24 protein-coding genes are annotated in these 25,302 nt (G+C 71.6%); 15 read left to right on the top strand and 9 right to left on the bottom strand.

Features of this window, described 5'->3' with window-relative positions; translation table 11 throughout:
• Positions 1-3 precede the first annotated feature (3 nt).
• From QMG73_RS08410 to QMG73_RS08385, 6 genes are read left to right on the top strand one after another with little or no spacing between them, the layout of a single operon-like run.
• Positions 4-936 (top strand): ABC transporter permease, encoded by a 933-nt coding sequence (locus QMG73_RS08410; RefSeq protein WP_281893565.1) that lies wholly within the window; start codon positions 4-6, stop codon positions 934-936.
• Positions 933-1,775, top strand: coding sequence for an ABC transporter permease (locus QMG73_RS08405; protein WP_281893564.1), 843 nt, complete (start codon positions 933-935; stop codon positions 1,773-1,775). The genes QMG73_RS08410 and QMG73_RS08405 overlap by 4 nt, the downstream gene beginning before the upstream one ends.
• Positions 1,772-3,424, top strand: coding sequence for a dipeptide ABC transporter ATP-binding protein (locus tag QMG73_RS08400; protein WP_281893563.1), 1,653 nt, complete (start codon positions 1,772-1,774; stop codon positions 3,422-3,424). The genes QMG73_RS08405 and QMG73_RS08400 overlap by 4 nt, the downstream gene beginning before the upstream one ends.
• Positions 3,421-4,608 carry an SfnB family sulfur acquisition oxidoreductase gene (locus QMG73_RS08395; protein ID WP_281893562.1) on the top strand — a complete coding sequence of 396 codons (1,188 nt, stop codon included), beginning with the start codon at positions 3,421-3,423 and terminating at the stop codon, positions 4,606-4,608. Before QMG73_RS08400 ends, QMG73_RS08395 begins: the two co-directional genes overlap by 4 nt.
• Positions 4,609-4,611: 3 nt before the next feature.
• Entirely contained in the window at positions 4,612-5,793 is a 1,182-nt protein-coding gene (locus QMG73_RS08390) for an LLM class flavin-dependent oxidoreductase (protein ID WP_281893561.1), read from the top strand.
• Positions 5,790-6,296, top strand: a complete 507-nt coding sequence (locus QMG73_RS08385; RefSeq protein ID WP_281893560.1) for a flavin reductase family protein — start codon at positions 5,790-5,792, stop codon at positions 6,294-6,296. The genes QMG73_RS08390 and QMG73_RS08385 overlap by 4 nt, the downstream gene beginning before the upstream one ends.
• Before the next feature lie 396 nt (positions 6,297-6,692).
• On the opposite strand, the gene QMG73_RS08380 is transcribed toward QMG73_RS08385, so the two are convergent.
• The 3 genes from QMG73_RS08380 to QMG73_RS08370 all read right to left on the bottom strand — a co-directional run bounded on the left by QMG73_RS08380 (position 6,693) and on the right by QMG73_RS08370 (position 11,576).
• The gene (locus tag QMG73_RS08380; protein ID WP_281893559.1) at positions 6,693-7,496 is read right to left on the bottom strand and encodes an LPXTG cell wall anchor domain-containing protein; all 804 of its coding nucleotides are present in this window, start codon (positions 7,494-7,496) and stop codon (positions 6,693-6,695) included.
• A 76-nt stretch (positions 7,497-7,572) separates the two neighbouring features.
• Complete coding sequence (locus tag QMG73_RS08375; RefSeq protein WP_281893557.1) at positions 7,573-10,254, bottom strand: DUF6493 family protein; 2,682 nt, start codon at positions 10,252-10,254, stop codon at positions 7,573-7,575.
• Entirely contained in the window at positions 10,251-11,576 is a 1,326-nt protein-coding gene (locus QMG73_RS08370) for an SWIM zinc finger family protein (RefSeq protein ID WP_281893556.1), read from the bottom strand. Before QMG73_RS08370 ends, QMG73_RS08375 begins: the two co-directional genes overlap by 4 nt.
• Positions 11,577-11,747: 171 nt before the next feature.
• Between QMG73_RS08370 and QMG73_RS08365 the strand changes: the two genes are divergently transcribed.
• From QMG73_RS08365 to QMG73_RS08355, 3 genes are all read left to right on the top strand, one after another.
• Positions 11,748-12,629 carry a GlxA family transcriptional regulator gene (locus tag QMG73_RS08365; RefSeq protein WP_281894361.1) on the top strand — a complete coding sequence of 294 codons (882 nt, stop codon included), beginning with the start codon at positions 11,748-11,750 and terminating at the stop codon, positions 12,627-12,629.
• A gap of 193 nt (positions 12,630-12,822) precedes the next feature.
• A complete protein-coding gene (locus tag QMG73_RS08360) occupies positions 12,823-13,491 on the top strand; it encodes a M23 family metallopeptidase (RefSeq protein WP_281893555.1) in 669 nt (222 codons plus the stop codon).
• 337 nt (positions 13,492-13,828) lie between these two features.
• On the top strand, positions 13,829-15,250 hold the full coding sequence (locus QMG73_RS08355; protein ID WP_281893554.1) for an HNH endonuclease signature motif containing protein: 1,422 nt from the start codon (positions 13,829-13,831) through the stop codon (positions 15,248-15,250).
• Positions 15,251-15,507: 257 nt separating this feature from the next.
• On the opposite strand, the gene QMG73_RS08350 is transcribed toward QMG73_RS08355, so the two are convergent.
• Positions 15,508-16,182 (bottom strand): alpha/beta hydrolase, encoded by a 675-nt coding sequence (locus tag QMG73_RS08350; RefSeq protein ID WP_281893553.1) that lies wholly within the window; start codon positions 16,180-16,182, stop codon positions 15,508-15,510.
• Positions 16,183-16,286: 104 nt separating this feature from the next.
• On the opposite strand from QMG73_RS08350, the gene QMG73_RS08345 reads away from it, so the two are divergent.
• Positions 16,287-16,754 (top strand): NUDIX hydrolase, encoded by a 468-nt coding sequence (locus tag QMG73_RS08345; RefSeq protein WP_281893552.1) that lies wholly within the window; start codon positions 16,287-16,289, stop codon positions 16,752-16,754.
• An 11-nt stretch (positions 16,755-16,765) separates the two neighbouring features.
• On the opposite strand, the gene QMG73_RS08340 is transcribed toward QMG73_RS08345, so the two are convergent.
• The 4 genes from QMG73_RS08340 to QMG73_RS08325 all read right to left on the bottom strand — a co-directional run bounded on the left by QMG73_RS08340 (position 16,766) and on the right by QMG73_RS08325 (position 20,341).
• Positions 16,766-17,665 carry an aminoglycoside phosphotransferase family protein gene (locus QMG73_RS08340; RefSeq protein WP_281893551.1) on the bottom strand — a complete coding sequence of 300 codons (900 nt, stop codon included), beginning with the start codon at positions 17,663-17,665 and terminating at the stop codon, positions 16,766-16,768.
• Entirely contained in the window at positions 17,662-18,132 is a 471-nt protein-coding gene (locus tag QMG73_RS08335; protein WP_281893550.1) for a YdeI/OmpD-associated family protein, read from the bottom strand. Before QMG73_RS08335 ends, QMG73_RS08340 begins: the two co-directional genes overlap by 4 nt.
• 225 nt (positions 18,133-18,357) lie before the next feature.
• The gene (locus QMG73_RS08330; RefSeq protein ID WP_281893549.1) at positions 18,358-19,290 is read right to left on the bottom strand and encodes an NAD-dependent epimerase/dehydratase family protein; all 933 of its coding nucleotides are present in this window, start codon (positions 19,288-19,290) and stop codon (positions 18,358-18,360) included.
• A gap of 70 nt (positions 19,291-19,360) precedes the next feature.
• Positions 19,361-20,341: a BtrH N-terminal domain-containing protein gene (locus tag QMG73_RS08325; RefSeq protein WP_281893548.1), complete on the bottom strand. Its 981-nt coding sequence runs from the start codon at positions 20,339-20,341 to the stop codon at positions 19,361-19,363.
• Between the two features lie 104 nt (positions 20,342-20,445).
• On the opposite strand from QMG73_RS08325, the gene QMG73_RS08320 reads away from it, so the two are divergent.
• Both QMG73_RS08320 and QMG73_RS08315 read left to right on the top strand, forming a co-directional pair.
• Positions 20,446-21,105, top strand: coding sequence for a hypothetical protein (locus tag QMG73_RS08320; RefSeq protein ID WP_281893546.1), 660 nt, complete (start codon positions 20,446-20,448; stop codon positions 21,103-21,105).
• 22 nt (positions 21,106-21,127) lie between these two features.
• A complete protein-coding gene (locus QMG73_RS08315) occupies positions 21,128-21,967 on the top strand; it encodes a hypothetical protein (protein ID WP_281893545.1) in 840 nt (279 codons plus the stop codon).
• A gap of 8 nt (positions 21,968-21,975) precedes the next feature.
• Here QMG73_RS08315 and merB read toward each other — a convergent pair whose 3' ends face one another.
• Positions 21,976-22,617 (bottom strand): organomercurial lyase, encoded by a 642-nt coding sequence (merB, locus tag QMG73_RS08310; protein ID WP_281893544.1) that lies wholly within the window; start codon positions 22,615-22,617, stop codon positions 21,976-21,978.
• A gap of 246 nt (positions 22,618-22,863) precedes the next feature.
• On the opposite strand from merB, the gene QMG73_RS08305 reads away from it, so the two are divergent.
• The 3 genes from QMG73_RS08305 (at position 22,864) to QMG73_RS08295 (ending at position 25,289) form a co-directional block, all read left to right on the top strand.
• Positions 22,864-23,853 (top strand): ArsR/SmtB family transcription factor, encoded by a 990-nt coding sequence (locus QMG73_RS08305; protein ID WP_281893543.1) that lies wholly within the window; start codon positions 22,864-22,866, stop codon positions 23,851-23,853.
• Between the two features lie 68 nt (positions 23,854-23,921).
• The gene (locus QMG73_RS08300; RefSeq protein ID WP_281893542.1) at positions 23,922-24,797 is read left to right on the top strand and encodes a hypothetical protein; all 876 of its coding nucleotides are present in this window, start codon (positions 23,922-23,924) and stop codon (positions 24,795-24,797) included.
• A gap of 18 nt (positions 24,798-24,815) precedes the next feature.
• Entirely contained in the window at positions 24,816-25,289 is a 474-nt protein-coding gene (locus tag QMG73_RS08295; RefSeq protein ID WP_281893541.1) for a peptidase inhibitor family I36 protein, read from the top strand.
• Positions 25,290-25,302 lie beyond the last annotated feature (13 nt).

Raw genomic sequence — 25,302 nt, 5'->3', positions numbered from 1 at the left:
GCGATGATCAGACGGATACTGTCCAAAGTGGTCGCCTCGGTGGCGGTCGTCGTGGCCGCCGCCTCGGCCACCTTCCTCGCCCAACTGGCGGTGCCCGGCGACCGGGCCACCGCGCTGATGAACCTGCAAACGGGGCAGGACAAGAAGTGGACGGCACAGGAGCTGGCTCCACTCAACGCGAAGTACGGCTTCGACGATCCGATCGTCGTGCAGTACCTGCACTACGTCACCGGCCTGTTCCGCGGCGACCTCGGCACGTCGTACACGCAGAAGCGACCGGTGGCCGAGGTGATCGGCGGGCAGCTGCTCCCGAGCGTCACGCTGACCGTCGCGGCCCTCGCCGTCGCCTGGCTGCTCGCGCTCGGGGTCACCCTGCTGACCGTCAAGCGGGGACGGATCCTATCCAGCCTCGGCAGCGCCTGGGAGGCGCTGACGGCCAGCCTGCCGCACTACTGGGTCGGCGTCGTCCTGCTCGTGGTCTTCGCGGTCCAGCTGCGGGTCTTTCCGATCATCGGGGGCACCAGCGCGTGGGGCACGGTACTGCCGGTGCTGACCCTCGCGATCCCGCTGGCCGGCTTCCTCGGGCAGGTGACCCGCGACGAGTTCACGCAGGTACTGGAGCAGCCGTTCGTGACCACGGCCCGGACCCGCGGCATGTCCGACCTGGGCGTGCGGCTGCGTCACGTCCTGCGGCACGCCGTACTCCCGGCGATCACCCTGTCCGGCTGGGCGCTCGGCGCGCTGATCTCCGGCGCCGTCATCGCCGAGAACATCTTCGGCCGGCCCGGCATCGGGCAGGTACTCGTCACCGCCGTCAACACCCGTGACCTGCCCACGGTGTCGGGGATCGTCCTGGTGGTGGCGGCCGTGTACGTGGTCGCCAACCTGCTGGTCGACCTGGCCTACGCGGTGGTCGACCCGAGGCTGGCCCGATGAGCGCTCTCACGTTGCCGTCGACCACGCGGGTGAGGCTGCCCTCGGCCGGTACCGTCCTGGCCCTGGTGGTCGTCGTGCTGGTACTCGTCGCGGCGATCGCGCCCGGCCTGCTCATCGACCGCAGCCCCACCGCGATCGACCTGAAGGCGACCCTCCAGCCGCCGTCGTGGCAGCACCCGTTCGGCACCGACGACGCCGGCCGCGACCTGCTCACCCGGGTCATCTACGGCGCGCGCCAGTCCCTGGGCATCGGCCTCGGCGCGACCGGGCTGGCGTTCCTGATCGCCATCGCGCTGGGCTTCACCGCCGCGCTGATCGGGGGAGTCGTCGACGCGGTCATCACCCGGGTGCTGGAGGTCGCGTTCGCGTTCCCGGCGCTGCTGCTCGCGCTGCTGGTCATCGCGGTACGCGGGCCGTCGCTGGCCACCGAGATCATCGCCGTCGGCATCGGGTCGGCGCCCGGGTACGCCCGGATGGTCCGCGGCCAGGTCCTCGCCGTACGCCAGGCCGGCTTCGTCGAGGCGGCCGCCGCGCTCGGTCATCCGCGGTTCGCGGTCATCCGCCGGCACCTGTTCCCGAACGCGATGCGACCGCTCGTCGCGGTCGTCACCCTCGGCGTCGGCCAGTCGATCGTCTGGGCCTCCGGGCTGTCGTTCCTCGGCCTGGGCGTGCCACCGCCCAGCTCGGAATGGGGCGCGCTGCTCGACGCGGGCCGCCTGCACATCACCAGCTCGTGGTGGCTGGAGATCCTGCCCGGCCTCGTGATCGTCCTCGTGGCGCTCTCGGTGACCGCGCTCGGCCGCACCCTGCAGAACCGACTCGGAGGAGCGTCCCGATGACAAGTCTCGCTGAACGGTTGGACCGGCAACTGCCCACCACCACCGCGCTGGTGGAGGTCGAGAACCTGCGAGTGTCCTTCGGGGACACCGAGGTGGTCAGGGGCATCTCGTTCACCGCCCGCCCGGGCGAGTGCCTGGCCATCGTCGGCGAGTCCGGCTCCGGCAAGAGCGTGACCGCCCGTACCCTCGTCGGGCTGACCGGCTCCAACGCCAGCGTCACCGCCGACCGGCTCGACCTCGGCGGCGCCGATCTTCGGCACGCCTCCGAGCGGGCCTGGCGCCGGCTGCGCGGCCGGCAGGTCGGCTTCGTCCTGCAGGACGCCCTCGTCTCGCTCGACCAGCTGCGCAGGGTGGGTGACGAGGTCGCCGAGCCGCTGCGGCTGCACGGCTGGGGTACCCGAAGAAGCCGGCCCGCGAAGGCGATCGAGCTGCTCGACGCCGTCGGCGTGCCCGAGCCCGAGGTGCGGGCGCGCCAGCGGCCGTACGAGCTGTCCGGCGGCCTGCGCCAGCGCGCCCTCATCGCCTCGGCCATCGCGCTGGACCCGCCGCTGCTGATCGCCGACGAACCGACCACCGCGCTCGACGTCACCGTGCAGGCCCAGGTGCTCGACCTGCTCGCGGCCGCCAAGGAACGCGGCACGTCGATCATCCTGATCAGCCACGACCTGTCCGTCGTGGCCAGGCTCGCCGACGAGGTCGCGGTCATGCGCGAGGGCGAGATCGTCGAGTACGGCGCGGCCAGCCAGGTGCTCCAAGAACCTCGGCACGAGTACACGCGGATGCTGCTCGACGCGATCCCGTCCGAGCACACCCGCGGCACCCGGCTCACCGGCTCCACGGCACGCGTCCGCCGGCCGGTCGACGAGGGCGTACCGGTGCTACAGGCCCGCAACCTCACCAAGGTCTTCCGCGGCCCCGACAAGGTGGACCGCACGGTGGTCGACGACGTCTCCTTCGAGCTGTTCGGCGGCGAGACGCTCGGCATCGTCGGCGAGTCCGGTTCGGGCAAGACGACGCTGGCCCGGATGGCGCTGGCGATCCTGCGGGCCGAGGCGGGCGAGGTACTGCTGCGCGGCGAACCGTGGACGGCCCTGACCCCGGGCCAGCGCCGGCCGCTGCGCAAACAGATCGGCGTGGTCTACCAGGACCCGCTCAGCTCCTTCGACCCGCGCTGGTCGGTGGGGCGCATTCTCACCGACGCGCTGTCCACCGCCGCCCACCCGCCCAGTTCCCAGACCGAGGCCCGGCAGCGGGCGGTACGCCTGCTCGAACAGGTCGGCCTCGGCGAGCACCACCTGAGCGCCGCGCCGCTGCGGCTCTCCGGCGGCCAGCGGCAGCGGGTCGCCATCGCACGGGCGCTCGCGCCGGAACCGTCGGTCATCGTCTGCGACGAGCCGGCCTCCGCGCTCGACGTCTCCATCCAGGCCCAGGTGCTCGACCTGCTCACCGACCTGCAGGACGACCTGGGCGTGAGCTACCTGTTCATCTCTCACGACCTGGGGGTGATCCATCACATGAGCGACCGGATCCTGGTCATGAAGGACGGCCGGGTCGTCGAGCACGGCAGCGCCGACGACGTCTTCGAACGGCCACGACACCCGTACACGCGGCGGCTGCTCACCGCCGTACCCCGATTGAGGCCGGCATGAGTGCCGTACCGGTGCTCGGGCCGGCCGAGGCGGTGGCGGTCGCCGCCGAGCACGCGGCCGTCTTCGCCCGGGACGCCGCCGACCGCGACGCCAAACGCGTCCTTCCGCTGACCGAGCTGGACCAGCTCAGCGACTCCGGACTGCTGGCGATCACGATCCCCGCGCGGTACGGCGGAGCCGAGCTACCCGTGGAGACCGTGACCGAGGTGATCCGGCTGCTGTCGGCCGGTGACCCCAACATCGGCCAGATCCCGCACAGCCACTTCGTGTACGTCAACCAGCTGCGCCTGCAGGGCACCGACGCCCAGCAGAAGCTGCTGTTCGGCGAGGTACTGGCCGGCCGCCGCTTCGGCAACGCCCAGTCGGAGGCCAACACCAAACACGTGCGCGACATCAGGACCACCCTGATCGCCGACGCACCGAGGCACTGGCGGCTCAACGGGCGCAAGTTCTACGCCACCGGGGCGCTGCTGGCACACCGGATCCCGGTCCTCGCGCACCTGGGGCTGGACGGCCCGCTGCACGTCGCCTGGGTGGACCGCGACGCCGAGGGTGTCGAGGTCATCGACGACTGGAACGGGCTGGGACAGCGCACCACCGCCAGCGGCTCCGTGGTGCTGCGCGACGTGGCCGTGCCCGACGAGCTCATCACGCCGTACTCGGTGACCTTCCAGGGGCCGCAGACCTACGGCGCGTTCGCGCAGGTACTGCACGCGGCGATCGACGCCGGCATCGCGCGCGCGGCACTGACCGACGCCGCGTCGTTCGTGCGCGAGAAGAGCCGGCCGTACCCGGACGCGAAGGTCGAGCGGGCGGCCGACGATCCCCTCGTGGTCCACGCGTTCGGGGAGATCGAGCTGGCGGTACGCGGAGCCGAGGCGCTGCTGGCCGAGGCGGCCCGGGCCATCGACCGGGCCAACGCCGACCTGAGCGAGGCTTCCACGACCGCCGCGTCCCTCGCCGTCGCCGCGGCGCGGGCGGCCACCACGAACGCGGCCCTCGAAACGGGCAGCCGGCTGTTCGAGGTGGCCGGTACCCGATCCGCGGCGGCCGGGCTCAACCTCGACCGGCACTGGCGCAACGCCCGCACCCACACCCTCCACGACCCGGCCGCCTGGAAGGTCCAGCACCTCGGCCGCTGGGCCGTGGACGGTACCCCACCCCCCAACCACGGACAGGTGTGAACCATGCCCGATCTACCTGGCGATCTGAAGTTCCACTGGTTCCTGCCCACCAACGGCGGCGACGGCCGGTACATCGTCGGTGGCGGTCACGGCACTCCCGCCGGCTCGGGCGGGCGCCCCGCGTCGGTCGCGTACCTCGGCCAGATCGCCCGGTCGGCCGAGCAACTCGGCTTCGAGGCCGCCCTGACACCGACCGGCGCCTGGTGCGAAGACGCCTGGATCACCACCGCCATGCTCAGCAGCGTCTCCGAACGGTTGAAGTTCCTCGTCGCGTTCCGGCCCGGCCTCACCTCGCCGTTCCTGGCCGCGCAGATGGCCGGTACCTTCCAGAACCTCTCCGGCGGCCGCCTGCTGCTCAACGTGGTGACCGGGGGAGAGAGCCACGAGCAGCGGATGTACGGGGACTTCCTCGACAAGGACGCCCGCTACGAACGCTGCGGGGAGTTCCTTTCGATCGTCCGCGCGCTGTGGTCGGGCAAGCCCGTCGAGTACGAGGGCCGGCACTTCCGGCTCTCCGACGCGGTACTGGCACAGCGCCCCGACCCGGCGCCCCTCGTCTACTTCGGAGGGTCGTCGCCGGCCGCGCTCGACGTGGCGGCCCGGTACGTCGACGTCTACCTGACCTGGGGCGAGCCGCCGTCCGCCGTCGCCGAGAAGGTGCGGCGGGTCCGCGAACTGGCCGAACGCGAGGGCCGGAGCATCGCCTTCGGGCTCCGGGTGCACACCATCGCCCGCGACACCGCCGAGGAAGCCTGGACGGAGGCCGGCCGCCTGCTGGCCGGCATCTCCGACGAGCAGATCCGTGAGGTACAGGCCGGGCTGCGCCGCAGCGAGTCCGAGGGCCAGCGGCGGATGCTCGCCCTCAACGGCGGCACCAGGGACGAGCTGGAGATCCACCCGAACCTGTGGGCCGGCGTGGGACTGGTCCGCGGCGGCGCCGGTACCGCACTCGTCGGCAGCCACCAGCAGGTCGCCGACCTCATCGAGCAGTACGCCGAGGTGGGAATCACCGAGTTCGTCCTGTCCGGCTACCCGCACCTGGAGGAGGCGTACCGGTTCGGCGAAGGCGTACTGCCAGAGCTGTCCCGCCGCGGGCGCTGGCAGCACCCGGCGCCCACCCAGCAGTCGTCCGCATCCGTCCCGTTCGGCGCTCCGGCGCCGGTGACAAAGGCGGTGGTGTCGTGACCACATTCCCGACCAACCAGGACCTCGACCGTGACCGCTTGCGGGAGGTGTTCGGCATCTACCCCAGCGGGGTCGTGGCGGTCGCCGCCCTCGTCGACGGCGCACCCGTCGGCCTGGCGGCCAGCTCGTTCACCTCGGTGAGCCTCGACCCGCCGCTAGTATCGTTTTCCATCGCGAACGCCTCGAAGACCTGGCCCGACCTGCGCCGCGCGGTGCACCTGGGCGTCACGATCCTGGCCGACCACCACTCCGTCGTGGCCCGCCAACTGGCGGGCGCCGTGGCCCAGCGCTTCGACGGCCTGTCACTCAGCACGACCGAAGACGGTGCCGTCATCCTCGACGACGGCCTGGCCACCTTCGACACCACCATCTACCGCGAGGTCCTGGCCGGCGACCACACGATCGTGCTGCTCCGCCTCCACGGCGTCCGCCGCGCCCAGCAAGACGACCCGTCACCGCTCGTCTTCCACCGCAGCCGCTTCGGCCGCCTCCAACCCACCTGAGCTGCCGCGACGACCGTCGCGGTCCGAGCCGCTGCTCCCGCGGCCTCACCCTTCGTGTTCCCACAACCAACGCGGGGGTTGACCGTGAATCGCGAAAGGGTGAGGCCGCGGGAGCAACGGCATAGCGCGCGACGCACGCCGCGGTAGCTCGATGCGGCATTTTCCCTGATGTTGCGGCATCAGACGCGGCTCGAGGGGACAAGTTCCCCGAACATGCGGTCTCCGCTGATCAACGACGCCCGCGCGCCCCGCGTGCGGCCGCGGGATGCCGCCGCGATCAAGGGCATTCGCCCTTGATCGGCGTTCGGGGCGTTCGGGGCGCGGCGCCTCGTCGGTGGCGGCGCGCCGGGCTGGGCGCGGCGGTCGGTGGCGGCGCCCAGCGGCGGTGCGGTTGCGTCAGGTGGTGAAGCGGGCGCGGCGGCGGCGGGCGATCAGGAAGGCTGCCGCTCCGGCGATCAGGAGGCCGCCGCCGGCGAGGCCCAGGGTTTGGGCGTCGGTGCCGGTCACCGGCAGGCCACCGCCGCTGCCGCTGGCCGGCGGGGTGGTGCTCGGCGTCGCCGGGACCGATGCGCTCGGCGTCGGGGTGGCCGGCGGCGTTGCCAGTTTCACGTACGCGAAGCCGAGCCGGTTGGTCTCCGCCGGGATGGGCAGCGTCTTGGCGGTCAGGCTCAGCGTGCCCCCGGTGCCCGCGACCGGCGTCGTGCCCTGCCCGCTGTCCTTCTTCGCGAACTCCTCGATGCCGCCGTTTTCGTCGATCCAGTCCTTCGGGAACCACTGGAAGACGATGCCCGGCAAGCGGTCGGCGGCTGCCTTGGGGGCGGCGGCGACCTGGAACGGTGACAGCGCGTAGGTGCTGCGGTCGGCGGCGAGGGTCTGGTCGATCTCGCACCAGGCACCCTCGAGGTTACTGTCCACATAGTACTGACAGTTGGTGAACGTGCGCGGCAGGTCGACGTCGTTGAAGGTGCGGACGTTGACCACCACGCCGGCGGCCGGTGCGGTGCCCACGTTGGCGACGCCGAGCACCACCGGAGCGGTTTCGCCCTGGCGGATCGGGTAGCTGATGGTGCGGCCGGATTCGTCACGCTCGGTCAGCGCCGCGAACTGCGGTGCCTCGTCGGCCGCGTGGGCGACCGAGGGAACCGCGAGCGCGCCGGCGGTCATGGCTGCCGCGCCGAGCGCGCGCAGGTACATCTTCATGAAAAGTCACTCCCCGTTGATGGTCCGGCGGGGACTATACCTGGATTCGATCAATCGGGCCGCCCCGTATCGGGGTCTACCGCCGGAGGGCCTCGGCGAGCTTGCGGGCGGCGGTGGTGAGCTGGGTGCGATCGGTCCTGCTCGCGAGCGCGGCGAGACCGGCCGGTGACACCGTGTGGTGGCCGGCGCGCGCCGCGTCAGCGGCGAGCCTGAGCAGTTCTGGCAGGCCGGGGCGGGCCTTGGCGGCCAGCAGGTCGGGCAGCGCGGCCGAGGTGATCTGCCAGACCGCGTCGTGGGCGCCGGCCTTGAGCGCCTCGGTCAGGGGCTGGAGCGTGCGCCGCAGGACGACGCGATCGGAGGCGGCCAGGATGCCGAGCTCGACACCGACGCCGGTGCTGTCCCAGCCGGGGCGGGAGGCGAGCGTGGTGAGGGCGTCGCCGGCGGCTAGCCGCACGCTTTCCCGGCGGTTCGCCATGGCGTACGCGAGGGTCACCGCGGTCGCCGGGCCGGCGGGACCATCGGCCGCGGCGAGGCCGTCGAGGAAGGCGGTGCCCGGGTCCGGGCTCTCCAGCGCGGCGGCGACGTACGGCTGGAGGTGCGCGGCGGCGAGCTCCCGGTGCGACGGGGTGACCATCGGCCACAGCGCCAGCGCGGGTCGCGGCCAGCCGAACGACGAGCGTTCGCGAGCGGCGCGGGCGTCGCTGAACTCGGACGGCAGTCCAGGAGCGTCGAGCATCGCCACGCGCATGCCGGAGGAATAGGCCGTCGCGGGAACCTCCTCGATCCAGGTGCGGGGATCGATGACGCCGGCGGCCAGCCAAGCCGCGAAGCGGCGGCCGGCTGGCGAGGTGAGGCGGGCCGCCGCCGTGTGGATGGCCGGGTCGACCTCGCGGGGAAGGCGCATCAACGCCTGCGTCAGGTCACCGGTCGCGGGCTGCCAGCCGTCGCGGTCGGCCCGCTCCAGCAGGCTCAGCACCCGTGCCGGGTCGACGTGACCAGCCACTGTGGACGGAGTGGCGAGCAGGCCGGGCGGCGGCTGGCGGAACAGCAAGGGGATCAGCTCGGTGGCGCGGCCCTCGATCAACATGCTGAATCGCGGCACCTTGCTGGTGACCTGCTGGGCGGGGTAGTCCGCGTGGTTGCCGCAGGCCGCGGTGATCAGCGCGGACCAGAGCCCGGGCCAGCGGGGAAGGATCGGCTCCAGAACGCGGGTGGCGAGGTCACGGTCGCCGCGGGCGGCGCGGACCAGGCCGTCGAGCACGGCCTCGTGCCGGACCGGGTCGGTGTCGCCGTTGCGCAGCAGGACGCTCAGCTCACCGGCGAGCCCGCCGAGGTCGAGCGGGGGCGGCATCAGCGTGGGCAGGTCGGCGGCGGCCAGTACGGGTGCGGGCGTCGACGCGGGCGCGGCGGTGCCGAGCGCCTTCGCGAGCCGGTCGCCGAGGGTGCCGTCGAGAGACGGCGCCTCGGCCGCGAGCCGGTCACGCGCGGTCTCGGACAGCTCCGCCACCCGGGCTTCGACGAGGTCGAGGACGGCTTCGGCGAGGTCGGGGGCGGGGTGGTGCAGGCCAGCGGCGAGTCCGTCGGCGACATCATCGAGCGGTACCGGTCGCAGCCAGGCGAGATGAGCGCGAACCAGCTTCTTCTCCGGCCGGCAGAGCATGTGCGCAGTGATCTCGGCCAGAGCCGCCGGGTCGAGTCGCGCGACGCGGTGGACCGCCTGCAACGAGGTGTACGCGAAGTCAGCCACTGTGGACAGCGGTGCGGCGAGCAGGCCGATGAGCTCCTGCACGTGGCCGGTCAGCTCGCCGGTCGTCGGTGCCAGGTCGCGGACGAGCGCGAGGTACCACTTCATGACGCCTTGCCGCCCACCGGTGCGCAGGCGGCGCAGGCAGCCCGCGATGAGGGGGCCGCGCTCGATGCGGCCGGTCCCGGCCAGCTCCACCAACGCCGCCGGCCACTCGCGGGCTTCGCCCTGCCGGGCCAGCGTGTTCGCCACACCGTCCACATCGAACAGGTACGCCAGCATATGGTCGAACCACGGATCCGCGGCGAGAATCGGGGCGAGCGGAGTTCCGCGGTACAGGGCCACGTAATGCGCCGCGGCGGCGGGCGTGTCCGGCGGGTCCGCGCCGACCGCCCGCAGCAGCGCCTCGGTGAACGCCCACCGGCCCCTCATGGTGTTGGCGCGGGTGCGGCGCAGCAAGCCGCGGGCGAGCGTGGTGCACCAGGCGGCTCCGCGGACCCGCAGCAGGCCGGGCACCATCTCGGGGGAGACCTGCGGCCCCGGGCCCGCGCTCCACGGGCGGTGCAGCAGCTTGACCGCGTCGGGCGCCTTCTGGGTACAGGCGATCAGGGTGAATCCCGTGGCCGCGACTCGGCGTTGGCTCAACTGCCGCGCGGCCCACCGCGCCTCCTCCTCCAGCCGCCGCTTCTCCCACCCGCGCTGCCGCTCCCGCTCGCGGGTGCGCTGGCGCGCGATGTGCTCGCGGATGCCCTGCAGGTCGGTCGGCGGCTTCTCGTCGCCGAAGGTGACGAGGCCGATGGTGAAGGAGCCCGACGTCGGCAGTTCGGGCAGCGGCTCGGGCTCCAGCGGCGGCAGGACCACCGGCTCGGGCTCTGCGTGCGCCGGCTGGTGACCGTCGAGGTGTCCTGTCAGGACGGTCCGGTCGGCGTCGTCGAGCCCGGCGAGCAGGTCGGCGAGCGCGTCGAGGTCGGCGGCGTCGATCCTGACCCGTACCTCGTCCCACAGATCACTCACGCGGACCGCTCCTGCTTCTCGACGATGATGGCGGCCACGACGTGCTTGCACGGTCCGCGGCGGCCCTGATGGCTGGCCCACCACGCGCAGGTGCAGGCGTACTCGCCGTCGCGGCGGTGTACCAGATAGGTGTTGTCCGCCGAGGTGACCTCGATCCCCGCCGGCGTCCGCACCAGCCGCCCAGCCGTGGCGAGCACCCGGGCCGCAGCCAGCCGCGGGTGCAGCGCCGCGACGGCGTCGGCCCGGTAAGGCAGCGGGCGGTGGAACGGCGACGCGTCGGCGAGGTCGTACCCGACCTGCCCGGCCGTGGCCAGCGCGGCGAGCGCGGAGGTGACCCGGTCGGGTGCCCAGCCGGTGCGGTCGGCGACGGTGGCGCGTTCGACGACGGGGTCTTCGGTCAGCAGGGTGCTCAGCGTGTCGGCGTCGGCCTCGGTGCTCTCGGCGGCGAGGTCGGTCAGCAGCTGGCCGTCACCGGCGAAGCCGTCGCGCGCACCGGTCGACACCAGCAGGGTGAACCGTGCCGTGCCGAAGTCGAGCACCCAGCCGCTGACCTGCGACGGCGCCCCGGAGACAGGCGGCGCGTACAGGGTGACCGTGCGGGCCAGGGCGAGCAGCGGGCGCAGTACCGACAGCCGGAACCCGTCGGCGACACAGACGGCGCCGGGCGCCGGGCCGGCCGTGGTCCGCACCGCCGTCCCGGCCGGCAGCAGCCAGCGGACCCGCCTGCCGGAGCGGGCCGACATCTCCGCCAGCAGCGCCACCGCCCGGCCCGCCGGCAGCTCCAGCCGCGGATCCAGCGGCAGCGCCCGGGCGGCGACCTCGGCCAGCCCGCGCAGCCAGGCGGTGGGCAGCGGCACCTTCTTCTCCACGACGGCGCCGTCGAGGGTCGCGACCGCGAGACCGTCGGCGCCCACGGACAGCCGCAGCGGATCCGCGCCGCCGACCCGGGTCAGCGCGCGGTACAGCGGCGGGTTGATGTCCACATTGGTGGTACCCCGGCCGGCGACCGTGCCTTCGAGCTCGGCGGCGGCCAGGTCGAGCCGGCCGTAGACTCCGCCGCACGTGGACAGGGCCTCGAACCGCAGCCGCTGGCCGTCGCCGGTGACGACCGGGTCACGGCCCCGCCACGGGTCGCTGCGGGCCTGGCGGAAGTCGGCGCCGGCGATGTCGGCCAGGGCGAGCAGCCCACCGGCGACGACCCGGGGCGTGCGGACGAAGCCGGCGTAGAAGGTCTGCTCCTCGACCCGCTCAGGCGTCGACGTCGCCAGGGCGAGGTGGTCGCCGGCCAGGCCGGACGCCCGGCTGTAGATGCGAGTGTCCATAGTCGACGCAGCGGTGCTCAATGGCCGATACCCCCCGGTCCCCGTCCCGACGCCCCGCATCCTGCCACTCGAGGCCGCGTCCCGCTGCCCCCGCCTCCGCCATCCGGATCCGACGGCCGTTCGGTGATCCACAGTCCCAGGTCGAGCCCGGCCGTGAGGGCGCCCGCGGTGATGCGGTCACCGTCGTCCACGACGCGCTCGTCGAGGACGGTCACGCCGTGGGCGACCACGATCTGCTCACTGGACGGCGGCTCGATCCCCACCACCACCTCGGGGCTGGCGCTGACCATCGATGCCACGCTCGACGCGTTGACCGACGCCGACACGGTGATCGTGCCCGGCTTCGCCCGCGGTCCCGCCCCGGTACGCGCGCTCGCCGCCCTGACCCTCGCGTACCGGCGTGGGGCCCGCATCGCGTCGATCTGCACCGGGGCGTTCGCGCTGGCCCAGGCCGGCCTGCTCGACGGCCGGCGGGCGACGACGCACTGGGTGCACGCCGAGGCGCTGGCCCGCGAGCATCCCCGGGTCACCGTCGACGCGAACGCCCTCTACATCGACGAAGGGCAGGTGCTCACCAGCGCCGGGCTGGCCGCCGGCCTGGACATGTGCCTGTACCTCGTCGGGCGGGACCACGGCCAGGCCGAGGCGATCCAGCGGGCCCGCCACATGGTCACGCCACTGCACCGGGCCGGCGGTCAGGCACAGTTCATCCCGGCCGGCACGGACACCGGAGACGACGACCTCGCCGCGGTCACCGCCTGGGCGAACGCCAACCTGCATCTGCCGATCACGGTCGCGGACCTCGCCAAGCAGGGCGTGGTCTCGACCCGTACCCTCCACCGCACCTTCCGGAACCGGTTCGGGATGAGCCCGCAGGCATGGCTGACCCAGCAACGGCTGCGCGCCGCCTGCACCCTGCTGGAAGACGTCGAAATCACCATCGACGAGATCGCCCGCCGCACCGGGCTGGGCACCGCCACGAACCTGCGCAACCACTTCCACCGGGCCTTCGCCACCACCCCGACCGCGTACCGGCGGGCCTTCACGCCATAGACGGTCAATTGCAAGAGCTTCCGGGCTACCGCGACGCCCGCCGCGCGCAAGACCGCTGCTCCCGCGGCATCACCCCGCGCGGTTTCACAACCCGCCGCGGGCCGACCCGGATTTTCCCGCACCGGAGGGACGGCTGTCCCGGCTTCTCATGTTCTGGCGCGCCTACGGCTGTCACGTGATCACACTGGAGATCATGTCTGGCTCGATACGCCCGGTGCTCCTTGCCGTACTGGTGTTGCTGGGACTGACCGCTCCGCAGCTGCGACTCGTTTCGGACGGCGCTCCGCTTGACTGGAGCGGAACCGGCACTGGGGGATCCGACGGGCTCTCGCCAGGGGCGCCCCTCTACGTGCCACCCGCGATCGCCCACGGCGGTGACTCGGCGCAGGGCTGGACCCAGCCGCTCGACGCGCCGGTGGTTTCTGGATTCCGCACCTTCGAACGGCCGGGCCATGACGGTGTCGACCTAGCCGCGTCCCGGTACACGCCCATCGTCGCGGCCGCGTCCGGAACCGTCATCAGCTCATACTGCGACGCGATCGACGTGCGCGACGGCAGCGCGTGGGGTTGTTACCGTGACGGCGACCCCAACCTCACGAGCGGCTGCGGTTGGCATGTCGACATAATCCACAGTGGACAAGAGATCACCCGGTACTGTCACATGGTCAGCCAACCACTCGTCAGCGTCGGCGATTTCGTGTCGACGGGGCAGGAGTTGGGCCAGGTCGGCTCCACCGGAAACTCCAGCGGCCCCCACCTACACTTCGAGGTACACGTCAACGGAGACCCCGGATCAGGCGGAGCCGTCGACCCCGAAACCTGGATGAGCGACCGCGGAGCGCCGCTCGGCGGCTGGTGGTGACGCAGCTTCTCGTCGAACATGTCGCCTTCTAGACTCTGCCGGCCAGCGATCCTGCGGTTGCGGTGATTCCTGCGGCTCTCGCACCGATCTGCCGCGATCCGGCGTCTGTGGCGATCTGCTGCCCTTGGAGGGACTGCTTTGTGTAGCCGCGGAGGGCGAGGCCGCGGGTGCGCGCCATGCCGTAGCTCCCGCGGCTTCACCCGCCGCCGTCGCACGACCAACCCCGACGAGGGCGGGTCGTGCGCCGCGATCACCATTGTGGACAGACGGCCATCCTGAACCAGGCGGGTTGCTTGCGGGGCAACGGATGTCGGTGGGTTTCGGTAGAATCGAACGTGTGATCGAGAGGCTGGTTATCCCTGAAGATCTGGCGGACATGCCGCCCGGTCCGGGGTTGGCCGCGGTCCTCGCGGGCATCGACCGGTCGTGTGTCAACGGCCACGACATGGTCACCGTCATGCAAGCCAGGGCCCGTCAGGTCGCCCACGATCAGGCCGAGCTGTTGGCCGACATTGTGGAGGTGGCGCACTGCCCGCCCGGTGTTTTCAACAGTCCGGTCGAGCGGTTGAAGGGGTTGAGCCGGTATCCGGATGATGAGGTGCGGGTCGCGTTGTGTTGGACCCGCCGCGCCGCTGGCGAGCAACTCACCCTCGCCCTGGACGTCGTCGAACGCCTCCCCGACGTCTACGCCGCGCTGCGGGCCGGCCACATCGACATTCCGCGGGCTCGGGTGTTCTGCGACGTGCTTTCGGTGTTGCCGGAAGACACCGCACGCGAGGCGGCGGCGCGGTTGTTGCCGGTCGCTGATGGTCTGACGACGGGGCAGTTGCGGGTGCGGTTGCAGCGGCTGGTCATCACCATCGACCCCGACGCGGCTCGCATACGCCGTGACAAGAGTGTTGTGGATCGGCGTCTGGATCAGGGGCTGTTGCCGGAGGGCACCGCGTTTCTGGGCGGCACCAACCTGCCCGCCGAGCGGGCTGCGGCAGCCTCGGCGCGGATCGACGCGATCGCCCGCGCCGCCCGCCGCGGCGGCGACGAACGCACCCTGGATCAGCTACGGGCCGACACGTTCCTGGACCTACTCGAAGGCCTGAGCACCGCGACCGCGATGTCCACCGCGCCAGCGCCACCCGGCACGGCCGAGGCTGCCTATGCGCCCGGCGTGGCCCCGGCTGCCCATGCGCCCGGCGCGGCGGAGGCCGCCGGCCGGCCTGGGTCGGGCGAAACGGCCTGCGGGGACACGGCGTCGGGCACCGCCGGCCCAGCCAGCACCGGGCCGGTGCGCGGCGGGGTCGAGCTGACCGTGCCGCTGTCCACGCTCATGGGACTGACCGAGTTGCCCGGCGAGTTGGCCGGGTGGGGGCCGGTCATCGCCGACATCGCACGCCAAGTCGCCGCACAACAACGACGCAGCCGATGGCGATTCACCGTCCACGACGGCAACACCCTCTACACCGGCGTCACCCGCCGCAGACCAACCGCCGAAATGGCCGACCACATCAGCGCACGAGATCGGACCTGCCGAGCACCCGGCTGCCGGGTGCCCGCCCACCGCGCCGACATCGACCACATCCACGACTGGGCACACGGCGGACCCACCATCGAAGAAAACCTCGGAACGCTGTGCCGGCATGACCACGGGCTCAAACACCACGGAGACTGGGAGTATCACCAGATCGCACCCGGCGTCTTCCAGTGGCACACCGCCCTCGGCCACACCTACCTCGTCCCACCCGAACCCAGACCAGAGGGCTAGAGCGCTTCGGGGTCAGGTTCAGGATCGGGGCTTTGAGCTGCCGCGGCGCCCGCCGTGCGCGATGCCCGTTGCTCCCGCGGCCTCACCCACCGCGTTTCCACAACCCGCCGCCAGCCCGCAGGGATGGATCGTGGAAGCCTACTGCCCCTCCCAGGAGCAGCAGATCGCCACCGACGTCCGTTCCACCAGCACCACCAGGACGGCGACGCCCCTGACCCCGCGACAGGACCATCGAGAACCTACAGGTGATGTGCGGGTCAGTGTCCGAACGCCCAGGCCACCATCAGTGGAAACTCGTGTTTCCAGAAGGCGCCGCCGTGCGCGCCGGCCCGTTCGGCCATGATGACGTCTCCGCCCGCCTCGCGTAGCGCGTCCGCCCAGCGGGTCGCGTTGGTGAGGAAGAACGGTTCCTCGGTGCCGGCGACGAGATAGGTACGCGGAAGCCGGCCGGGCAGCGCGGTGAGCGGCCGGTACCCCGCCCCGGGCGAGGCGCAGAGGACCGCGCCGTAGATGTCGGGATGGCGAAGCCCCATGGCCAGCGCGAGTTCGGCGCCGGCTGAGACTCCGAACACCGCGGTTCGGTCGGCCGGCAGCCTGACGGCCAGGCGGGTCGCCGCCCATCGCCGGACATCTTCGACGAAGAACTTCTCGTGGGCCGCGAACCGTTGCGGGTCGAAGGCGAACGCTGCTGTGCTACGGCCCGGTGAGTACTCGTGCAGCCGCAGCGTCTCATCTTCGACGCGGTGCGCGCCGATGATCATCGTGGGTGGCAGATCGGCAGCCTCCAGCACCTTTCCCCACGACGCGATCAGTTGCCCGTCGCCAGCGAAGACGACCGCTTCGGCCGCGGCCGCCGGTACATACGCGGTGACCTGCCGCCCACCGTCGTACTCCAGCGTCTCGGTAATGATTTCACCCGCTATGGACGACATCGACGTGGGACTCCCTCGGCGCCCTTCAACCGGTCACTCCGACAGCGGCAGCGTAAACGAGTGTGACGTCGTCGGGTCGGTAGGGTTGATCGGGAGGTGCGTGGATGAGTTTCCGGCTGGCGGCGTATGCCGTGTGCGTCGAGGATGGGCGCGTACTGCTCGCCCACTGTGTTTCGCCGACGGGGGACACGAGCTGGACCCTTCCGGGCGGCAGGGTCGAGCAGTCGGAGGATCCGTTCGACGCGGTGGTGCGGGAGGTCGCCGAGGAGACCGGCTGCGAGGCGGTGGTCGAGCGCTTGCTGGGCGTGGACTCGAGGGTGATTCCCGCCGCTGAGGCGCGGGCAGGGATCGAGCACCAGAACGTCGGCATCTTCTATCAGGTCCGGATCATCGGCGGCGTCCTGCGGCCCGAGCCGAACGGCGTGACGATCGAGTCGGTCTGGACGCCGATACCGGACGTCGCCGGTCTGTGCCGCTCGTCGCTGGTCGACGTCGGTCTAGCCCTCGCGCGGACGCTTCCGGCAACCGGACACGTCGCTCCTGTCGCGGTCGGTGGCCTGATTCAGCACTGAGCCGACGATCGTCAACCGTCGGTGAGCACCTGATCGAGTACCCGCTTCGCGGCCGCAGCCGTGGCATGGTCGCTTCGCGATGCGTGGGCGAAGGTGACCAGCGCCTTCCACAGCGCCCACCCCCGTCCGCGGGCCCACGTCGCAGAGTCCACATCAAGCCTGGCGCGGAACGCCTCGCGGCTCGCTCCCGACAGGAGGGTCCAGGCGATCGCCAGGTCGCACGCGGGGTCACCGACACCGCAGGTGCCGAAGTCGATGACGGCAGCCAATCGGCCGTCACGGACCAGGAGGTTTCCCAACGCCACGTCACCGTGAAACCACACCGGCCGGCCATCCCACGGCGACCGCAGGGCCGACTGCCAGACCGCCGTGACCCTGTCCCGAGGAATCTGGCCGTCGAGCTCCCCGAGCGCCCATCGCGTTTGAGAGTCGTAGACCTCTACCGGCCCGCCACGAAACCAATTGTGCAGCCCTGGCTCGGGCCCTCCTGCCGGATCGACATGTCGCAGGGCGACGAGGAAAGCGGCCAGGCTGTCCGCGAACTCGGTCAGGTCGCCGATGGTGTCGACGCCGGCCGATTCGCCGTCGATCCACTCATAGACCGACCAGTGGAAGGCGTACCCCTCGTCGGGCTCGCCCATCGCCAACGGTACGGATATGGGCAGCGGCACGCGTGGCGCGAATACCGGCAGCCACCGGTGCTCCTTGGCGACCGCGAGGGCGTACTCCCGAGCGGTGGGCAGCCTTACCGACATGCGGTCACCCAGATGGAAGGTCTGGTTGTCCCAACCGCCGGCCGCGACGGGCCGGACGGGCAGGTGGGCCCACTGCGGGAACTGCCTGGCGATCAGCCGCCGCACCACGCTCACATCGGTCTGGCGGCGATCAGGTATCGAAACAGCGTCCGTCACCGCTTCTGGCCGTTGCGGAACAGGGCGACGGCTTTCTCGATGCGTCGCTGGCGGGTCTCGGCGCTCTTCGCGGCGTTCACATTGTCGATGTGATACCGCTGCAGGCTGTTGGAGAGCTTCCCGAAGAAGGCTTCCACGGCCTCGTCGGCCGCGAGCGCGGCGGCGAAGTCAGCGGGTACGTTGACCTCGCGGGGAGTGTCGGCGACGGTGAGTGTCACGCGGATCGGGTCTCCGCCCTTCAGACCGGTCGCCTTGCGGATGGCGGCGCTGATGCCGATCATGTACTGCCCGCCCATCACGGCGACGGTGTTCCGGTACTCGTAACCGTTCACATCGACGATTACGGCGGGGCGCTTGCCCGCCGCCAACTGCTCGATGACCTCATCCGGCACCACCATCCCCGTGTTGTTGCCGCTCGCGGCCACGGTCGTCTCGAAGGTCGCGCGTTTCGGCTGGGGCTCCGTCATCTGCTCCTCTTTCCGATCGTCGCGTGAGCCGCGCGCCCGATGAGTTCGGGCGGGCTGGTTCGTCATACCACACGACACCCGTCACATAGGTTCGAGGCACCCACGCGACGAGCACGGCTCCCAGGTTGGTCCTGGGAGCCGTGGTATCCGGACGGCGCGAAACAAGCCATGTTGGAGCCGGTGCTTCCGACGAAGACGGTGGCGTGGGAGACGGTCAATCCCGTGTCACGCCAGCTCCTTCGCGAAGCCCTGCCGCCACGACGGGTAGCTCAGCCGCCAGCCCAGCTCTCGCTTGGCCTTGGCGTTGCTGAAACCGCGTCCCTCGGTCATCAACACCACCGCCACCTCCCCGGCCAGCGGCCGCGCGAGCCAGGCGGGAACCCGCATGGGGCGCTTCGCGCCCACGCGCGTCGCCAGGTAGGTCAGCCACTCGTTGGCGGGGGCGGGTTCGTCGTCGACGATGTTGAACACGCCCTTCGCCTTCTGCTCCACCGCCAGCACGGTGGCGTTGGCCGCGTCGTCCAGGTGCACGAACGAACAGTGGCCGGCGCCGCTCCCGACGATCGGGAACTGCCGCTTGCGTACCGGCCCGGCGAGGTCCTCGATGACCTCCGGCCCGTAGAACCAGCCGTAGCGAAGGACCCCACCGCCGGCCTTGACCACCGCGTCCTCGACATGGCCGATCGCGGCCATCCCGGGCTCCGCCGGCGTTCCCGTCATCGGGTCCAACCCGTCCTGCTCGGTCTTCACCCAGCCGCCCGTCCGGATGCCGTTCCAGGCCCCGTAGCTCTGCGCGATGACATGGGATACGCCCGTCGCCTCCGCGGCGGCCAGCAGGTGGTCCGTGCCCTCGGCCCGGAGCCGGTTGGTGCCGGCGAACCACCGGTCCATGTGCTTCATGTCGGGCTTCCCGGCGTGGCCCACCGCGATCGCCGTCATCTGATGCACGAGCACGTCCGGCCGGGCCCGGGCCACCGCGTCACCGACCGCCGCCGCGTCCAGACCGTCCATCACCACACCGTCCGCGCCCCAGTGCGCCAGCATGGGCAGCTTGGCCGCGTTCGTCGTCGTGGCCGTCACCTGGTGCCCCCGGGCCACCAGCATCGGCACCAGTCGCCGCCCCAGAACCCCGCTGCCGCCCGCCACGAAAACCCGCATGACCATCACCTTCCCGATCAGATCTCGTCCTCTCCCACTTGACGAGACAGCCCGGTCAGCTGTGACGTGGTCAGATGCCGGCGAGGGCCTCCATGGCGTGGCGTTCCCGGTCCGCGAGCGCGGTGAGCAGGGCTGAGGCGCGGGTCAGGTGAGCTGGGTCACGGGTCTCCCCAGCGGTCGTGATGTGGTGGGAGACATCGGTCCACAACGGGGCGATCTCGGCGTACAGCGCGTGGCCGCGGCGCAGGTTGGCGTCGTCGACGAGCGCGGTGCATTCGGCGAGGAAGTCGCGGTACATGGCGCGAAACAGGGCGCCGCCGGTCCCGCCGCGTTCCATCAGCGTCGCGGCCAGCGGCAGATCGTGGGAGGGGTCGGCCGCGCGGGTGAGCCACGTGGTCACCTGCTTGGCCGCCTTGGCGATGCCACGATGGCCGAGGTTGGCGATGGGCGGATTGAGGAAGGCGTGCGCGTTGGCGCGGATCGCCGTCCGGATCGCCTCGCCCAGGTCGGGGCGGCTGGCGGGGCTGGCGATGGTGTACGAGAGATTGCGCGCGGTCATCGGTCCGCGTTCGCCGCGGGCCAGTTCCAGGCTCTTCAGCGTGGTGGTCACGGCGCCGCCCTGCTGGTCGGTGTCGATCAGATAGGCGTGGCTGTCGTCGAAGCCGTACATCGCGACGAAGTGGCCGCCGAAGTGCACCTTCGTGGTGAAGTACTCCAGGTGGTACGAGTCAAGTTGCAGCCCGACCGGGCGTCCGGCGCCAAGGGCGGTAGCCACGTTCTGCCACGCCTTGCGGGGCGAGGCGGTCTCCTCGACGTGCAGCGTCAGGCTCAGCCGGTCGGCCACGGTGCGGGTGATCGTGGCCGGCTTGGTGCGGCCGCCGATGAACGGGAAATCCATGTACTTGGCGTCCCAGTAGACGAAGCCCAAGCCTTCGCCGAGACCGAACAGCATCGGCTCCGACAGGTCCATGCCCTCGTGGCGTAGCAGGGCACCGAGCGCGGTGGTCTCGCAGTGCAGACCGCCGGGAAACGCCACGTTCTCAATGATCATTGCTCTCCTGAGGTGGATCGCCTTCCCCTCCCCCTGGGAGAGGGTCAACCGCCAACGGCGGCTGCCGTATCGTCACACGGGCGTCGGCGTAGGGAGTCCTAAGGATGGATCTTGACCGGTCCCAGCTGGCGCAGCTCGGATGTGGCGCCCTCGGCGCGGCGGTCGGTGGCGTGGCGGCGTGGACGCTCCCCGAAGGCGGGTACGACCACTGGGCCGTCAACGTGCTCGTCGCCTACCCCATCGTGGTGGGAGTCATCGCCGTCGCCTTCGAGCACGAGCGCGGTGCCCTGCGAGGGCTCGGCGCCGCGCTGGGGCGGATCGCGTGGTTCATCGGCGCGGGAGCCTTGTGGGTCGTGCTTTTGACGATCCTGTTCGCGCCGTTCGCCCTCGTCCTCATCCACCCGGTCGCCGAGCGTTTCCAGGAACACTTTCCCAACGCTTCCCAGAAACTGGTCTCGGGACTCTTCGTGGCGTTCGGCGTCGCGATACTGGGAGCCCTGGCCAAGACCGAGGCGGGGGCGATGGTGTTGGGGTTCGCCTTCGAAGGGCTTGGCAAGGGCGCCTTCCTCATGCCGCCGATGCTGTGGCTGCTCATCGTGTGGTGGCCCGTCAGCCTGGTGACGCTGGCGATCGTGTGGCTCTCCGGATGGGACGGGCGGCACGGGTCGTTCGGAGCGGTCTACTGGCTGGTCGCCGGCGTCGTGGCCGGCGCGGTCCACGGGTTCTACGCGACGCGCTGGGCTGCCTCCGAGGCGGACGCGTAAGGCGGTCGCTCCCGCGGCCCGGGTGCCGCTCGTCGAGCACGTCGGCGTGCTGTATGCCGACCGCACCCACCACGAGGCCGCGCGCTGGCTCGACCAAGCCCTCAACCACGATCCCGAGCGGAGAGTGATCGCCGCGAAGCAGCGGGTCGCGGCGGGCGGCCTGAGCATGGTCGGGGCGCTGCTGCTCCTGGTCGCCGCGCTGGCCTGGTCGTCACGACGGGCAACGCCGGCGACCGCCGGCTCTCACCCGGTCCGGATTCATCGTGTACCGCTGGCGTGGCTGGCCGGCGCGGCGATGGTCGCCCCGCTGGCCGGGCTCGCCGGCGGGTGGCTGCTGGCCCGTTCGCTGCCTTCCGCGCTCTGCGGCTACCTCATCGGGTACTTCGCGTTCACCGGCGCCACACTCGGGGCTGTAGCGTTGATGGCCACTGTGGACGGTCGTGCCGCCGAACGGCGCCGCGGACTTTCGTGGCTAGCGCTGGCGGTCGCCGTCACCGCGGCGGTAGTGGTACCGGTACACCTTGGACTAACCTCGACGCTGCCGCACGGGCCGCGTTGGTGGCTGATCGCGCTGCTTGCCCTCGCTATCGCGCTTCTGCTCCGCTCTGCGCTCGCGCTCGCCGATCCACCGTGGACCGTCGCGGTCCTGGGAGCGGTCTGCCTGCCGTTGCCGGTCGCCGCCGTCGCCGGCCTGGCCCCCGGCTTCCTCGCGCTCGTCACGCCGTTGATCGGAGCCCTGTTCGCCATCTACCTGCTGGTGGCGGGCGTTGCCCGGCTGGCCGGGACGCCGTGGTGGCAAACCGTCCCAGCCGGCGCCCTGGTGGTCGCCTGGCCCGTCGCCACCACACTGCCACTCACCTGAGTCGCGAGTCACAGGCCCCAGAACGGCCCGGACAGGCCCGCGCTTCGCAGGTACTCCTTGGCGGCGTCCGGCTCGCGCCTGACGTAGCCGCGCTCCATGCGCCCGTCGTACCAGTGGGAGGCGAACCGCCACAGGGTGCGAAGGTCCATGACGTAGCCGCGCGTGGATCCGGTCTTCCGGCACCAGGCGTCGACGCAGTCTTCGGAGCAGAACAGGCGCTGGTGCCGGCAGGTGTGCACGACGTCGTCCCACATGTGCGCTGTGGGCACCAGGAAGTGCGCGACCTGATCGCCCTGCGGCGGCTGGTCGGTGCCGACGTTCCAGGCGTGTGGGCGGGAGCAGGCGGGGCATCTGGTGGACACGAGCACCTCGCCCTCGTCCGGGAGCAGGTGCGGGAGCGCGAACGAGTCCCAGGCGCAGCCGCCCCACCACAGCGTCTGGCGGCCCATCACGGCGAAGCCGAGCGGCACGGCGGAGAACGGGTGGGCCATGAGGATCTGGCCGGACCCGTCGAGTACGAGATGGCGGGCGCGGGCGAGTTCGGCCAACCCGGCGCCGGCCTTCGCGACATCCAGGGCGTCGGCGGGTGGCGGGCGCCCGGTACTGGCGAACGAGCGGTAGACCGCGAGTCGCAGATCCTCCAGTTCCACGCTCGCATCCTCTCAAATGGGCGGCGGGGCGTTGCCGCGTCACACCGAAGGCCGCCGCCCCGGACGCGGAAAGGCGCGAATCGGTGTACTTGTGTCGATTTTTGGATAGCTCCGTGGCGATGCCGCGCCGGGCGCGAAATACTTGATTTCATGAATCCACGGGGGATGACAATGGACCGCGCCTGGACGCCGGGCATCGACACCGGCGGCGACCCGTCCGCTCTGACGTAGCGCATCGGCCGGCGGATGCTACGAATCCATTTCTTGCCGGAAGACCTGTCCCGCACCCACGTCGTGTCCACTTCGGACCCGCTGTGGGAGACACTGTTGAGCCTGCAGCTGTCGCACAGCGGTGACGGGCGGCTCGTGTTCGGCGGCTGGCGGCGGCAGGTGCGGTCCCGCACCTGCCGGTCGGTCGAGGCGGTCCTGCTGCCGCTGTCGCCGCCGCGCGGGCCGTCCGCCGATCTGCTGACCCCGGCGGCGAGCACGCTCGGCCTGGAAGCGGGGTTGGAGGCCGTACGAGCCACCCCGCTGCGGCTGATCCGCCAGGATCTGCACCAGCTCGCCGCCCATCACCGGCTGCCGGCCTGGACCAGCCTGCTCGCCGACGGCGAGCCTCGGCTGTTGGCGGTGGTGGCGGGCGCGCTGCGGGCCTGGCACCAGGCGGCGGTGGCGCCGTACCAGGACCACATCGACCGCAGGCTGGACGCCGACCGCGCGCTCCGGTTGCGCGACGCTCGCCTGGGCGGGCCAGAACGGGTACTGGCCGGCCTCCCGCCGCCGCTGTCGTGGCGGCCGCCGACGCTGGTCAGCCGGTACCCGGTGGATCGCGACATCCATCTCGACGGTCGTGGACTGCTGCTGGTGCCCTCGTTCTTCTGCTGGCGCAACCCGGTCACGCTCATCGACGCGGCGCTGCCACCGGTACTGGTGTATCCGATCGAGCACGACCTGGAGTGGCTGGCGCACCCGGACCGGCCCGGCGCGCGCGGCGAACGGGCACTGGCGGCACTGCTCGGCGGCACCCGCGCGGCGGTACTCGACACCGTCGGGCGCGGTCCCGTCACCACCACCGGTATCGCCAAGCAGGTGCACATCTCCGCGCCCTCGGCCAGCGAGCACGCCTCGATCCTGCGCGACGCGGGGCTGATCACGACCCGGCGGTTGGGCAACACCGTGCTGCACAGCCTCAGCCGAGCTGGGGCGGTGCTTCTGGACGGCGCCCGGCACGACTGAGCGCGGGGTTGTTCGGCGCCAGCCGAAAGACTCACCACTCGCCGCCGAGCCGGGCCGACGATCGGTGGGTGCTTAAAGTACGAGTGGCCGTCCTCGCGGCGGCGCTGATGCTCATGGGCACCGGCTGCGGCGGGTCCGGCGACGCTCCGCCGGACGGCGGCCGCGCGCTCACCGGGGCGGAACGCAAGCAGATCAGCCAGGCGCAGACGCGGCTGATCGCGGAGTGCATGCGCCGGCAGGGTTTCGAGTACTTCGAGGTCGCCGAGGAGGCGCCGCAGCCGCCCGAGTTCCCGTACGGAAACGACGATCCGGCGTGGGCGGCGGCGCACGGTTTCGGTGTCGCGTACGCGCTGCGGGCCGTGGCGGCGGCGCGCGCCAAGGACCCGAACCACACCTACGTCACGGAGCTGCCCGCGCAGCGGCGAGACGCGTACCTCGCGGCGCTGGACGGCGACCGCCGCGATCCGGTCACGGTGCGGCTGCCCGACGGCAAGGCCCTGCACCAGAGCGGTCAGGGGTGCACGGCGCAGGCGCAGCGACGCCTGTACGGCGACCTCGCCGACTGGGTCCGGGCGCGTGCCATGGTCGACCGCCTGCCGTCCGAGTACACGCGACAGGTGACCGCCGATCCGGGTTACCGGACCGCACTGCGCGCCTGGAGCGGGTGCATGGCCGCGCGTGGCTACGCCGCCGCCGACCCGGCCCAGCTTCGCACGCTGGTGGCACCGGCGACGACCGGTACGCCCAGCGACGCCGAGGTGCGGGCGGCGGTGGCCGAGGCGGAGTGCGCGGCGCGAACCGCGACGGTCCGCACGGCGCGGGAACTCCAGCGGGCCCACGCCGAACGGACATACGCCAACCACCGGGAGGTGATCGCCGAGTACCAGAAGCTTTCCGTCCACGCGCTCAATGTGGCGCTGGAGATCGTAAACGCCGAGCGGTAGAGAGAAGGAGACGCACACATGCTTCACAAAGGCTTCCGAGCCCTCGCGGCGGTGCTGCTGATGGCCGGCGCGCTCATGGTGGTCCTGGCCCAGCCGGCGTCGGCGAAGCCGGCCGACGCTGGCGCCCTGGCCGTAGACCCGTCCTGCCCCAGCGGCTACTTCTGCGTGTGGTTCCTGGAGGGATACGGCACGCCGAAGTGGCAGGACATCGACAACGACAGCGACTGGCACAACGGCATGGGCTCGCTCGCGGACGGGACCATCGCGGACGACGACCGGTCGTGGGCCAACAACGGCGTACCGTGCGCCGGTTGCGACCACGTACGCGTCTACCAGGACATCAACCAGTCCGGTGGCGTGACCCTCTGTATCCATCGTGGACAGTGGCTGGACATGGACAGCGGCACCGCGCCCTGGATCGCCGCCGACCGGGGCAGCTCACACCGATGGGGTGGCGAGTGCCTCGCCGGTGAGCCACACATCCCGTTCTGAGTCACCCGTGGGC

This window comes from Phytohabitans aurantiacus (genome assembly GCF_027923225.1).
In the GTDB taxonomy this organism is placed as follows: domain Bacteria; phylum Actinomycetota; class Actinomycetes; order Mycobacteriales; family Micromonosporaceae; genus Phytohabitans; species Phytohabitans aurantiacus.
The sequence above is the reverse complement of the archived record's forward strand: the minus strand, read 5'-3'. Positions and strand labels throughout refer to the sequence as shown.

What these genes read in the sequence shown, in the direction of transcription:
- QMG73_RS08320 (WP_281893546.1), top strand. Translation starts at nt 20,446, where the DNA reads ATGGATCTTGACCGGTCCCAGCTGGCGCAGCTCGGATGTGGCGCCCTC.
- QMG73_RS08295 (WP_281893541.1), top strand. Translation starts at nt 24,816, where the DNA reads ATGCTTCACAAAGGCTTCCGAGCCCTCGCGGCGGTGCTGCTGATGGCC.
- QMG73_RS08335 (WP_281893550.1), bottom strand. Translation starts at nt 18,132, where the DNA reads ATGACGGAGCCCCAGCCGAAACGCGCGACCTTCGAGACGACCGTGGCC.
- QMG73_RS08305 (WP_281893543.1), top strand. Translation starts at nt 22,864, where the DNA reads ATGCTACGAATCCATTTCTTGCCGGAAGACCTGTCCCGCACCCACGTC.
- QMG73_RS08365 (WP_281894361.1), top strand. Translation starts at nt 11,748, where the DNA reads ATGCGGTCACCGTCGTCCACGACGCGCTCGTCGAGGACGGTCACGCCG.
- QMG73_RS08350 (WP_281893553.1), bottom strand. Translation starts at nt 16,182, where the DNA reads ATGTCGTCCATAGCGGGTGAAATCATTACCGAGACGCTGGAGTACGAC.
- QMG73_RS08405 (WP_281893564.1), top strand. Translation starts at nt 933, where the DNA reads ATGAGCGCTCTCACGTTGCCGTCGACCACGCGGGTGAGGCTGCCCTCG.
- QMG73_RS08380 (WP_281893559.1), bottom strand. Translation starts at nt 7,496, where the DNA reads ATGAAGATGTACCTGCGCGCGCTCGGCGCGGCAGCCATGACCGCCGGC.
- QMG73_RS08370 (WP_281893556.1), bottom strand. Translation starts at nt 11,576, where the DNA reads ATGGACACTCGCATCTACAGCCGGGCGTCCGGCCTGGCCGGCGACCAC.
- QMG73_RS08390 (WP_281893561.1), top strand. Translation starts at nt 4,612, where the DNA reads ATGCCCGATCTACCTGGCGATCTGAAGTTCCACTGGTTCCTGCCCACC.
- QMG73_RS08400 (WP_281893563.1), top strand. Translation starts at nt 1,772, where the DNA reads ATGACAAGTCTCGCTGAACGGTTGGACCGGCAACTGCCCACCACCACC.
- QMG73_RS08345 (WP_281893552.1), top strand. Translation starts at nt 16,287, where the DNA reads ATGAGTTTCCGGCTGGCGGCGTATGCCGTGTGCGTCGAGGATGGGCGC.
- QMG73_RS08325 (WP_281893548.1), bottom strand. Translation starts at nt 20,341, where the DNA reads ATGATCATTGAGAACGTGGCGTTTCCCGGCGGTCTGCACTGCGAGACC.
- QMG73_RS08360 (WP_281893555.1), top strand. Translation starts at nt 12,823, where the DNA reads ATGTCTGGCTCGATACGCCCGGTGCTCCTTGCCGTACTGGTGTTGCTG.
- QMG73_RS08330 (WP_281893549.1), bottom strand. Translation starts at nt 19,290, where the DNA reads ATGCGGGTTTTCGTGGCGGGCGGCAGCGGGGTTCTGGGGCGGCGACTG.
- QMG73_RS08395 (WP_281893562.1), top strand. Translation starts at nt 3,421, where the DNA reads ATGAGTGCCGTACCGGTGCTCGGGCCGGCCGAGGCGGTGGCGGTCGCC.
- QMG73_RS08410 (WP_281893565.1), top strand. Translation starts at nt 4, where the DNA reads ATGATCAGACGGATACTGTCCAAAGTGGTCGCCTCGGTGGCGGTCGTC.